Source organism: Ureaplasma ceti (assembly GCF_040369755.1).
Taxonomy (GTDB): Bacteria; Bacillota_I; Bacilli_A; order Mycoplasmatales; family Mycoplasmoidaceae; genus Ureaplasma; species Ureaplasma ceti.
In genome coordinates this window covers 57986-70259 of sequence record NZ_BAABQM010000003.1, presented here as the reverse complement: position 1 = coordinate 70259, position 12274 = coordinate 57986, and the positions used below count along the sequence as shown (strand labels likewise).

At 30.6% G+C, this 12274-nt stretch carries 8 protein-coding genes; 4 read left to right on the top strand and 4 right to left on the bottom strand.

Going from position 1 to position 12274, the window contains the following annotated elements:
• Positions 1-28: 28 nt before the first annotated feature.
• Together ABWU82_RS02610 and ABWU82_RS02605 are read left to right on the top strand one after the other, a co-directional pair.
• On the top strand, positions 29-682 hold the full coding sequence (locus ABWU82_RS02610; RefSeq protein WP_353289946.1) for an MPN555 family protein chaperone: 654 nt from the start codon (positions 29-31) through the stop codon (positions 680-682).
• A gap of 22 nt (positions 683-704) precedes the next feature.
• The gene (locus tag ABWU82_RS02605; protein ID WP_353289945.1) at positions 705-1316 is read left to right on the top strand and encodes a winged helix-turn-helix domain-containing protein; all 612 of its coding nucleotides are present in this window, start codon (positions 705-707) and stop codon (positions 1314-1316) included.
• Positions 1317-2436: 1120 nt separating this feature from the next.
• On the opposite strand, the gene ABWU82_RS02600 is transcribed toward ABWU82_RS02605, so the two are convergent.
• Positions 2437-3324 (bottom strand): DegV family protein, encoded by an 888-nt coding sequence (locus ABWU82_RS02600; protein ID WP_353289944.1) that lies wholly within the window; start codon positions 3322-3324, stop codon positions 2437-2439.
• Between the two features lie 276 nt (positions 3325-3600).
• Here ABWU82_RS02600 and thrS point away from each other — a divergent pair, with 276 nt between their 5' ends.
• Complete coding sequence (gene thrS / locus ABWU82_RS02595; RefSeq protein ID WP_353289943.1) at positions 3601-5334, top strand: threonine--tRNA ligase; 1734 nt, start codon at positions 3601-3603, stop codon at positions 5332-5334.
• 47 nt (positions 5335-5381) lie between these two features.
• Here thrS and ABWU82_RS02590 read toward each other — a convergent pair whose 3' ends face one another.
• The 3 genes from ABWU82_RS02590 to ABWU82_RS02580 all read right to left on the bottom strand — a co-directional run bounded on the left by ABWU82_RS02590 (position 5382) and on the right by ABWU82_RS02580 (position 8197).
• On the bottom strand, positions 5382-6089 hold the full coding sequence (locus ABWU82_RS02590) for a hypothetical protein (protein WP_353289942.1): 708 nt from the start codon (positions 6087-6089) through the stop codon (positions 5382-5384).
• A gap of 169 nt (positions 6090-6258) precedes the next feature.
• Complete coding sequence (locus tag ABWU82_RS02585; protein WP_353289941.1) at positions 6259-6912, bottom strand: hypothetical protein; 654 nt, start codon at positions 6910-6912, stop codon at positions 6259-6261.
• 241 nt (positions 6913-7153) lie between these two features.
• Entirely contained in the window at positions 7154-8197 is a 1044-nt protein-coding gene (locus tag ABWU82_RS02580; protein WP_353289940.1) for a 3'-5' exonuclease, read from the bottom strand.
• A 341-nt stretch (positions 8198-8538) separates the two neighbouring features.
• On the opposite strand from ABWU82_RS02580, the gene ABWU82_RS02575 reads away from it, so the two are divergent.
• Positions 8539-12246, top strand: a complete 3708-nt coding sequence (locus ABWU82_RS02575) for an AAA domain-containing protein (RefSeq protein ID WP_353289939.1) — start codon at positions 8539-8541, stop codon at positions 12244-12246.
• Positions 12247-12274: the final 28 nt, after the last annotated feature.

The following is a 12274-nucleotide window of genomic DNA, read 5'->3' as shown; positions in this document are numbered from 1 at the left end:
ATAAAAGACATAAAGGAACGTATTGAATATGGAAAATACTATTAAAAGTAAAATCGTGGAAAAAAGAGAAATCGACTGAAAGACTCCAATCGTGATTTCTGAATTAAGAATTGATCCACAAGTGTTAGAAATGCACAAACAAAGAATCAATACTGTATTTGCTAATTTATCAGAACAAGAAAGAGACCAACAATTACACAACGTGGTTTTAAGAGATAACTTATTCTCACAAGCAATGGATAGATTAGTACAAAGCTACACATTCGATATTGATGCTGAAGAATTAGCACAATACAAACAAGCTATTATTTCTTCATTTGGTGAAGACAAAAACCAATATGCTGAAGAAATTGCTAATAAATTAATCATGAAAGCTTTAATCTTTGCTGATTTACAAAAAGAATTTGACATCACAATCACTGACCAAGAATTAGTAAAAATCTTACAAGATTACTACCAACAAACAAATCAACCAATCAGAGATTTCATGTCAGATAAACAAAGATTTGAATCTGCAAAACAAACATTATTAGAAGAAAAAACAACTGCTTTCATTATTGAAAAATTCCCAAGAGATTTAACTGAACTTGAAAAGAAATTATACGCATCTCTTGATGAATTAAGAAAACAAGAAAGCCAAGCAACACAACAACAAGCTGAAGCAACTAAAGAAGAAAAATAATTTTTAACCATAATTATTCTTTATGACTACAAAAGATTTTATTGTTAGATATGTTATTTTAAAAATTGTGGTCGGAAGCTACCGGGTGGGTGAGCCTATTCCTTCTGAAAACAAGTTGGCCGAACAGTTTCAATGCACCCGCATTACTGTGCGCCAAGCTTATAACCAGCTGACAGAACAAAATATTTTAACGTCAAAAAAAGGGGTTGGTTACTTTGTTAACCAATCCTTTTTTACGCGTGTGTACTTGCCTTACAATTCTTTATTAGATAAACGCTTAATTTTTCAAACTGGGTATGTGCTAAATGATACGCAATCGGTGATGATTTACCAGATTTATTCGCAAACCCAACCGATTGGTCAAGTGAAGTTTTATTACAAAAAGTTGATTGCGGATTGTGAACAGTTTCGCACAATTGATGAAATTTTAGTTGCAATTACTTTAGATTGTAATTTAAACTGATTGGATGTGTCTGAATCTTACCAATCTGTTAAAGATGGTGATTTAGAAGCGTGTCATATACACAAAATTACAACTGTTTTCCAAGACCCAGAAGAAACGAATAATTTAACGATTGATACAGAAATTAATGAAGGCTACTTAGAATTTAAAAGAAAATTTATTATTGCCTAGAATAAAAATTAGAAAACACAAAAAACAGTATAGAATAAAACTATACAAGCTTCCTTTCAAGCTTGTGAATATTTTTATTGTTATTTTTAGTGCTCGTCTTATTGAGTGCTTTAATTTTTTAAATTTTTATTTTATTTGATGGGTTCACTTTATAAATAAGCGTAATGAATTAGTTATAAAAGTTCTAAGTGAACAAACGTTAGTTGACTCATTATGATGTAGTGGTACATATCGTCAACTAACAACACAAATATCTCCTACAAACAGCAAACTAGTCGAATGTTTGCATTGTTAATATAATAATTTTTTACTTTGCTAATAACTTAGAGTTTCTATATTTTCTCTAAGTTATTTTTTTATACCTTTTTTGCTCAAAGTTGACGGAAGAAACTATAATAATGGTGGATGAAACAAACGTGTTCATCTACCTTAATTGTTTTATTTTTGCAATGTATATTAAATCTTTATTTTTTATACATTCGGTTTCTTTTAATATAAAGTTTCCTTTACAAAAAAAGTGTTTCCCGTTATAGAAATAGGGTCAGCATAAACATTTAAGAATAAGCGTGATGAACATTCTTAAATGTGTCTGACAACAATAGCATCATCACCGGTAATACGACCGTGCTATTCGCAATAAACATTAAAAAAGTTAAGGGGTTAGTCTCCCTTAGCTTTTTAGTAGTTTCTCTTTATCTCAAGGTAGGGTAGAAGCATTCATGAAAAAACAATTAAATCTTCTTTTCTGTAAGATAATATGTTTAAAAAATGGTTATATTAATCCTAGTTGATAGTATTTATTCTCATGTGTAATTAATAACCTCCTTTCTAATTAAGAAATATAGTTTAATTAAAAACAATATAATAAAAAAACTGAGCACAAGGTAGAATGCTCAGTTTTTATTTGCGAGATATTGGGTGGCGGGTGAGTTTAAAGTAGACAAAATTTAGTTCTACCTTTTCTCCAGTTCGCTTACCCCTTTTTTATATAATAATCATGAGTAGGGTGTCTAACTACTCGTAGTTTGTAGCCAATACAAACAGTATTTGTTTTGAAAAAAGTAGTGAGATAAGAAATAGAAGAGTCCTCACTACTTTTTTATTATCTAAAAAAAGAATTTTAGATTTTGTTTTTGTTGGCGATTAAGTGAACACCGATACTACCTTTTAGCACAATGTTAATAAAGATGTTAGGCGCTCATCTTACTTCCACTAGTTGAGGATCTACTTTTAGAGCGGCGGCTAAATCAGTTTTAAATTGGTTAATATATTCTTGAGAATTGCCAGCAGTTAACACGGTTACTTTTCTGATTTCAGATGGTTTTAATCCACCGTAAGTCTTAATGACTGATTTAATCATAGTGTTAGGAATATTATCTCAATTTTTGATAATTTTTTCTAAGTGGTTTTCTGCTTCCATTTTGATTAACGGATAGATTTTAACTAATTTAAAAATTTTAGAAATTGCTTTAGGTACTCTCCCACTAGCAACTAAACCGTTTAAATTACGGCAAGCAAAGTAACAGATAGTTTTATGTCTGTAAGCTTCAGCATATTGCACAAGTAATTCAGGGTCATCTAAACCTTCTTCATCAATCATTTTTCTTAAATCAATGCAAAGGTTTTCGTTAGCGTAACCGAATTCTAAAACATCAGCTACATAAAGTTTATTTTTAAATTCAGGTTCATTTGACAAGGCTTTTAAGTGACTGTATTGTGAAGATCATTTGCTACTAATAGGTAAAGCTAAAATGTAGTCGTATTCGGTTAGCTTAGCTCTTAAAGTTTCTTCCATCAATAATTGTGGAGTACAACTAGTAGTGAAAGTATAACCTTCTTCATGCATATCTAATAATTCTTCTGGGGTTAAACTATTTAAGTTAGTGACAAAATTTTTGCCATCATTACGGTAGATGGCTAATGGTAAAATTTCGACACCATATTTTTGTGCATCTTGAGACGACATTGTGGTTGAAGAGTCAGCCACTAATAAAATTTTCTTTGACACGATAATATCTCCTTAACTATAAAAATTATTTGAATAACGTTATAGTGTTTATATGAATATTATAATAAATACAATTTTGAAACTTTAACATTAGCAAACGCATTTTGCGTTTAAAGTATTATAATTATTACAATTTATTAAGCTAAATTTATTAATTTTTAAATATTTATTGACAGTGGCTGAAAATCAGCCATTTTATTTTATAGAACGCTTAATAATGATTATTAATTTTAAGAAATAGGTGTTGAATGAAAAGTTCAACGAAAGAGGTAAAATATGAAATTTGATCACGCACTTAACCATAGTGCTGCGCACATCTTAGCGGCTGCTTTAAAGAAATTATATCCAGATGTTAAGTTAACAATCGGTCCCGCAATTGAAGAAGGATTCTATTACGACTTCAGCACCAGCACGCCTGTTTCAATTAATGATCTTCCAAAGATTGAAAAACAAATGAAAAAAATCGTGAGCGGTGCTCATGAATTTACAAAATCTGTAGTTTCAAAACAAGAAGCTTTAGACTTCTACAAAGATAACAAATACAAATCAGAAATTATTTCTGAAATTCCAGATGAAGAAGAAATCACATTCTACACATGTGGTGACTTCACTGACTTATGTGCTGGTCCACATACAGCAAACACAAAAAACGTTAAAGCTATTAAATTATTAAACTTAGCTGGTAGCTACTGACGTGGTGATTCTAAAAATGACCAATTAACAAGAATTTACGGGGTAGCATTTGATAACGAAGCTGACCTTGCAGAATACTTGACTTTATTAGAAGACAGAAAACAAAGAGACCACAGAAAAATCGGTAAAGATTTAAAATTATTTACATTCAGTCCATTAGTAGGACAAGGTTTACCAATTTGATTACCAGCTGGTACAAAAATTAAATACGAAATCCAAAGATACATCAACTACTTACAACACAAATATGAATTTGAACCTGTAATGACTCCGGTTTTAGGAACTGTTGACTTATACAAAACTAGTGGACACTGAGACCACTACAAAGAAAATATGTTCCCAGTAATGGATGTTGAAGGTGAAGAATTAGTTTTACGTCCAATGACTTGTCCACACCACATTATGGTGTACAAGAGTGACTTACGTTCATACCGTCAAATGCCAATTAGATTATGTGAACACTCAAACTTACACAGATACGAAGCTTCTGGTGGTTTAACTGGTTTAGAACGTGTTAGAGAAATGGTGTTAGAAGATACACACATTTTCTGTAGACCAAGCCAAATTAAAGAAGAAGTAGCAAGATGTTACAAAGCAATCGTGGAAGCTCACGAAGGTTTAGGTTCTAAGATTTGAAGAGTTGACTTCTCAACTTATGACCCTGAAGATACAGAAAAATTCCATGGCGATACAGCAATGTGAGAATCTTCACAAGCTCAATTAAGAGAAGCTTTAGAAGAACAAGGCTTAGAATACGTAGTAATGCCTGGTGAAGCTGCTTTCTATGGTCCAAAAATTGACTTCCAAGTTAAAACAGCTTTAGGTCACGTTGTAACTGTTTCTACAATTCAATTAGACTTCTTATTACCAGAACGTTTCGAATTAGAATACAAGAACGAAAAAGGTGAAATGGAAAGACCAGTAATGGTTCACTTAGGTATTATTGGTACTTACGAAAGATACTTAGCAATGTTATTAGAACAAACTAAGGGTGTCTTACCATTATGATTATCACCAACTCAAATCGAAATCTTACCAGTTAACGTAGATATTCACGCTGAATACTCACACGAATTAATGAACAAATTAAACCTTGCTGGTTTCAGAGTAGAAGTTGATGACCGTGACGAAAGATTAGCTAAGAGATTACGTGAAGCACAAATTTCAAAAGTGCCTTACCAATTAATTATTGGTGACAACGAATCTAAAGACAGCAACAACATTTCATTCAGAAGATATGGCTCTGAAGAAACTGTTACAATGTCATACGAAGAATTTGTTGATATGTTAAACAAACAAATTAGCGAAAGAAAATAATTCTATAAATAAAGAAAGCCTCTAGGATTCTCTCCTAGAGGCTTTTTTTATTTAATTCATTTAAAGTCTTGTGTAAAGCTCGCACGAGCTTCTGTTTGGTATTTATAGTGATTATTGTGTGGGTCTGAAGTTAAACTGCACATTTTACGGTATTTATCTTGTAGATTAATCACGATAGCTTCATCTAAATAAAAACCTTGGTCATAACCCGTTTCATAACAATCAGTTACTGGTTCATTTAAAAAGATTAAGTAGTCTTCTACTAGTTGGTGTTCTTTTTTAAAGAATGATTTAGAACCACAACCACTAGCAGAAACAATAGCTTCTGGTCTGAACCCAACGTATAAACTAAAGGGTAAGTTCACTTGGTTGTATTCACTTAATCCGTGATTTCAATCTAACCGGTAAGCGTTTATCATTGTAGCTAATTCGAATAATAAGTTGTAGTCGATATCTTCTCTTAAATTAAAGTATCCAATAATACTGTTGTGGTGACTTCTCATGGTTAAGAAGTTCCGGTGTTTTTTAAACAAGTTCACCACCACTTGGTTCATTAAATTATATAGTTTAATGAAGTTTAAGTTATGGTCTCGGCATGAAGATTGCATTTGTGCATCGTCTAAGACAAGGTTGATGTAACCAATCTTACCCATAAAGGCTAAGTGATCATCAACACTGTTATAAGTAATGTTGTCTGCTGTTTTAACATGCTTATTTAAAGCGGCCTTAATAGTTTCGTTTAAACTTTGGTTCATTGCTAACAGAACTCCGTTTCTTTTATATTAGTAATATTGTAAAAGGAATAGTTTAAGAATTAAAAAAATCAAGAGTGAGGCCTCTTGATTTTTGGAAAAGATTATATGACTTAGCGGGCAAAAATTCAGGACCCTACTAATTGGCTTAACTCGTATGAAATTGAGTTATTTAATGCTTTCAAATGGTTCTGTGATGAACATTTGAAGGTTCGTGATGTTTTAATAATTCTTTTCTCTTGAAATTTAGTGCTTCTAAAATTTCGTCTAACTCTAAAGCACTATCGTTTAGTTTTAAAACTTTATCAAAGTATTTGCTTTGGCTAGGATTGCTGTAGTAGTCTTCTTTAATAAATTCTAAGAAGTAATGGTTATCGACACAGCAGTCCATAACATCAACGATGCCTAAAGCTTTTTTGTAGTCATGACTTAGTTTTTCGTATTGTTTATCTAAACTATTTTGTTGTTTTTCGTAAACAGCTAAATAGTGATCCAAATCTTTAAGATTATTAATTTGGTTAATCTTAGCTAAAATATTGTCATTTCTTTTAGCCCGTAATTTTTCAATTTTAGTTTGTAGTTCCTCAATGTGGTGGTGTTGTTGACGACTTTCTTCATTGCAACAACCACCATGTAAAGTAAAGCCTTCATGAGCACTAGTGGCGGAGTGAGAAGCAGGTTGAGTGTCATAGTGAATACAACCTTGATTTTGGTTGTGTTCTAATTGGTCTAATTCTTTTAAATACCGTAAGAGTTCTGCTTCCAAAGATTCATCGCTAAATTGGTAAAGGTTAGCCAATTGAGCGGATTGGTTACTTGTTTTCATTGTGATTTATGCTCCATTCAAACTTAAAACATTAAATCTTAACTACATTATAAGACTTTATAAAAAAAGAGCAATCTTTCTAATATATAGTGCAAACTCTGATTAAATGAATATTTAAAAAAATTAAAGAACTTATTTTTATTACTAAAAATAATAAATAAACATTTAAATCAAAAAAATTATTTGTTGTTAGTAAGAAAAAACTACTTGTTGATAAAAAACAAGTAGTCAAAATAGGATATTAGTTATGTAAGTGGTTAAGAATTTTAAGGGTTTGTGTAATCGTTTCAGGTTGGTTCAGCTTGTTGTCTAACTGTAAAGATTTAGTGCAACAAACTCATAGACTAGCGTAACGCTTAGTAAGTTTAAACCAGTGGTTTTCTAGTTTTTCAATATCTTTAATGTTGTTATTTTTGGTTCAAATCACAACTGCATTTTGACATGCACTAAAGAATCTGTTTAAGTAATCAGGTTCATCGGTTTCTAAACCACTAAAAGTATAGTGGTTAGTTTGGTTAGTTAAAGCGTTGTAAGCGATATATTCTAGTTCTAAAGGACTATCTTTGCTTACTTTAGCATTAATAATATAAACATAAGAACCATTGTTAGTTTGGTTGAAAGGTTTTACTTTGTGTCAATATTTATCAAAGACAGTTTCAGCTTTAGGTTCTGCTAACAAGGGAGTTAATTGAGCAAGTTGAAATTCTTGCATTAAAGCTTGAAGGTTATTGTTTATCACATGGTCTCAAATAATTGTAAAGATTGCTTGTACGGCTTTGGCATCAGCAAAAGCACCGTGTGTTCTTTCTTGATAAAAAGTCTTAGTTAAATGTGCGTAAGCTTTATCTAAGCTTAGACTAAGTTTAGTAGGATATTCTTTACTAGTTAATTTAGATAAATCGATGATTGGGTTTTTAATACCAAAACATTTTTTTAACCAAGTAGTGTCGTTGCTAGCGCCTCAAACAATGACAATTTTGTCTTTCAATAATTCTTGGATTTCTTCTTTGTAACGGTTAGTGTATTGGAATTGTTTATAAAAGCTGGGTTTCTTTTTTAAGAAATTGGTTACAAAAGTGTCGAAATGTGCTTTGTTTTTAAAGTAGAAAGCTTTTTCAACGCCAGCTTTAGTAATCAGACCTAACTCAATTAAGTCATATTCTGTTTCGTTATCATTTCTTGAACTACTGTTGTGTTCAATATCTAAAAAACAGTAGTCTTGGTCTTGTAAATTAATTAAATCTTCTAAATAGCTAAATGAAGCAGTATTTTGGTTTGTGTTCATATTTTTTTACCTCTTAATCTGCAAAAAAATATATTAATAAATCATTTATTTTGGAATTAGATAAACAGTTTATTAATATAAATTTTTTAGTAACAATAATTTTATTATAACCCAAAATAATTAACTATGAAAATATTTTTTAATATTTTCTTGTATTTATTTGATTGCGAATTTGCTCTATGCTCGGAAAAAGATGTAGATCATAAATAAATATTTATGATTAATTTCCGTATTTTTTCCAATAATTTTCACTAATCGTTTTAAAATTAAAAGAATTGTATTATTTTGGCTAGAAATAGCCAAAATAAACATTACTTAACAAAGGAGAGAAGGAAATAGACGTGGCATACCAATATTTATTAACGAATAGTGAAAGGTTAAACATTACTGCCAAAAACTACGACAAGAAGTACCAAAAATTATTAAATAATTTATTGCAAATTAAAAGTAAAGGTGACAACACTTTATTTTTTAAAGTCACTACTTTAAATCATGATGTGTACAAAATGGTTAGTGATAGAGACTTCCAAACTATCTATCATGAACCTGAATTTAAAGTCAAATTGCAAAAAATTAATATTAATACCGTAGCAAAGAAAATTGAAGCTTGTCAAACTGTTGATGAATTATTAGATTTAATCAGTGTGGAAAAGTTAAGAATTACAGCAACCTTAAGAAAACAATTTAAAGATTTAGGTGAAGCTAAACTTAGCTTTTTAAAACGTGAAACTTTAAAAAAGTTCGAAGATAAGAACTTAACTTTTTCTACTAAATGAATTAAAAACATTAAAGAAATTAATGACATTTACAACGAAACTAATATCTGACCTTGTTATTTAGGAACTTACTTTTTATCTGTAAAGATTGGTGATAAATCTCTTTACAGCCCATTGGTTTTAAAAGAAGTGAACATCATTAAAGAAGATAACGAATTCTACTTTGTTTCTAAAGATGATTCAGTTATGTTTAATGAAAAATTAATCTTCTTCTTAGAAAATAAATTAAACATTACGTTCCCAAAAATCAATGAAGATATGGATAGTATTCCACTAGATAAATTAACTCAAGAATTAGATGAGTTTTTTGGCAGCGTAATTGTGGATACAGAAGCCCAAATCTTACAACCATTTGAAGAAAAAACTAGCACAGAAATTGAAAACAAAGAAGTTATTAAATGTGGTGGTATAGTGTGCTTAGTGGGTGAACCTGCTGGTGGCAATTTAAGAAAAGCGTTATTAAATTTAATCAACAGTGGTGAAATTAACTCTATCGTAAAAGTGGATAGTCAAGAATATTTCACTTTAGACCAAACAGCAATTAAAAATGTAATTGAAACACAAGTACCGATTGCAAGAATTTGTCCTACAGATCCTTCACAAGAAAAGGCAATTATTTCAGCCTTGAACAATAACTTAATTATTATTGGTCCTCCAGGGACAGGAAAATCACAAACAATTGCCAACATTTTAGCCAACGTTTTATTGCAAAACAAAAAAGCCTTGTTTATTTCACAAAAGAAAGCCGCTTTAGACGTTGTTTTAGAACGTTTAGGTAAACTAAACCTATTTGTCTTTTCGTTACTAGATTCAGCAACAAGTAGTTCTTGAAACACATCCCAAAACGATAAAAAAGAGTTTTATGATTCTTTAAAACTTTTATTAAACTGAATTAAAACTAACTTTGGTATTGGGAATAGTCAATATACTTTAAACCCTTTAATTAGTGAAGTGTTAAACACTTACTGATTAAATAAAGAAATTTATGCCAAATTCCAAGCAGAAGAATTACAACTTTTCTACAGTTTTGAAAATAAATATCATGATGTACCTGCTGAAGATTTATATAGTGTACAAAAACAATGTCACGCATTATCTCAAGCCAATTTTTCTAAATATTTAGAAACTATCATTACAACTAAAACGCAAGATTTAGATACTTTAGCTAATGCTGTAGGTATCAAGAAAAAAGGTTTCTGATTGTGAAAGAAATATCCGAAAGAAATGGATAATTTACTCTCAATCAATAACGAAATTGTTACTTATTTAAAAACTAAACCTTATGATTACGCCTTCTATCAAGACGTTAACAAAATCCAAAATGTAGAACAATTTTTAAAAATTAATTATTTAAGTGACAATTTAAATCAACCGCTGCCAGAAGTAAACCACTTCAAAAATAATGAAGAAATCATTTTAAAAACATTGCTATATAAATTTGTAGAAACTTTCAAAACTATTAGCAGTCAAGATGCTGATATCTTCGGGAAGTTTGTGGGTGCAATTGAAGCTGGCCGTGCTCTACCACACAAATTCATCAACAAGTTTAAAGACATCTTAAAACAACTGTTTAATGTTTTAGTGGGAACACCAGAGTCATTAGCTAATTTTATTGACTTTGAACATGATAAATATGACTATGTGATTTTTGATGAAGCTAGTCAGTTGTTCTTAGAAAAAGGTATTCCTTACATCGCTATTGCAGATAAAAGTATTATTGCTGGCGATAACCAACAAATGCAACCATCTGTTTGATTTGAAATTAGAGAAGAATATGACGATGATAATGACGACAAGAATGATGAATCATTGTTAAACTGAGCAATTCAAAACGGTTTCAATAAACAAAACTTAGAGTTGAACTACCGTTCTGTAGCTGCTGAGTTAACAACCTTCTCTTCAAAAGAATTCTATGAATCTAACTTAAAAACAGTAGATAAGAATAATTACAGAGGCGACGCAATCGAAGTAATTAACGTGAACGGTATTTGAGAAGATTCTATGAACCGCCGTGAAGCTGAATTAATGGTAGATTTATTAATTGAAAATTTAAAGCATTACAACAAAATTATTTTGTTAACGTTAAATGCAGCTCAAATGGGATTAGTGAACGAACTTATCTTTAAAAGAGATATGAAACTGTATGATTACATCTTGTCTGGCAGAGTCATTGTAAAAAACTTAGAAAACATTCAAGGGGACGAAGCAGATTTAGTTATCGTCTCAGTAGGATATGCTGCTAACGCTTTATTAAGTGCCACTTATGTTGGTCACAAAGGCGGTAGAAATGCTTTAAACGTAGCGATTACTAGAGCCAGAGAAAAAATGATTGTTTTGAAATCAATTCAAAGTTCTGAAGTGCGAATTGCTAATGCAAGCAACTTAGACTTGCTGACTTTTAAAAATTGGTTAGCTTTCTTAGAATTGAATCCACAAGAAAGAAAAACTTATTCATTTAAACAAGTAGATTCAATGTTAATCAAAGAAGCTCAATTTAGTGAATCACTGAAAACTTGACTAGAACAATTGCAATTTGTTAGAACTTTAGAAATTAAAACTAACTATCCAATTGGTTCTTATAACATTGACTTTGCTATCTTTGATAAGGATACGCAACAATACTTGATGGGTGTAGAAATTGATGGTTTAAAAGATAATTTATCAATGCAAGAAAAGTATGACGCTTTAGTGAGAAGAAACTTTATTAAAGCGAAAGGATATGAATTATTAATCGTGTCACAAATTATGTGAGAACAAAATAAACCCCAATTACAACGTTTAATTTTAGATATCTTGCATAGTCAAGAAATTCGTACTCCAATTAAACAACGTCCAAAAACTAATTATGAAAAACTACTACAAAAAACTGTAGAAGTAGAACCCGAATTAGACGATAGTGATGTACAAATTAGAGACGCTATTTATCCAGTAGTTTCACAAGCTGACGAAAGCTTATTTGATTCTTACTTTGAAAAAGATATTTATAAATGATTATTGACTCAAAAGTTTAAACGTCCACTAGCTTTAGTGAACCAATTCCATGTGGATAAGTACAGAATTGATTTAGCTTTCTTAGATGCTAAATCTCAAGCTTTCTTATTGGGAATCGAAGTTGACGGTTTAAGATACCATTCTAGTGCTGATCAAAAATATAATGATGTTAGCAGACAACAATACTTAGAAAGTAAGGGTATGAGAATTTTCAGAATCTCTGAAAAAGACTGAAACGGTTCTAAAAACGAGTTGTTTAACAACATTAATGATTTATTATAGAAGCAACAAAAAAAGCTTTCTGGAGACC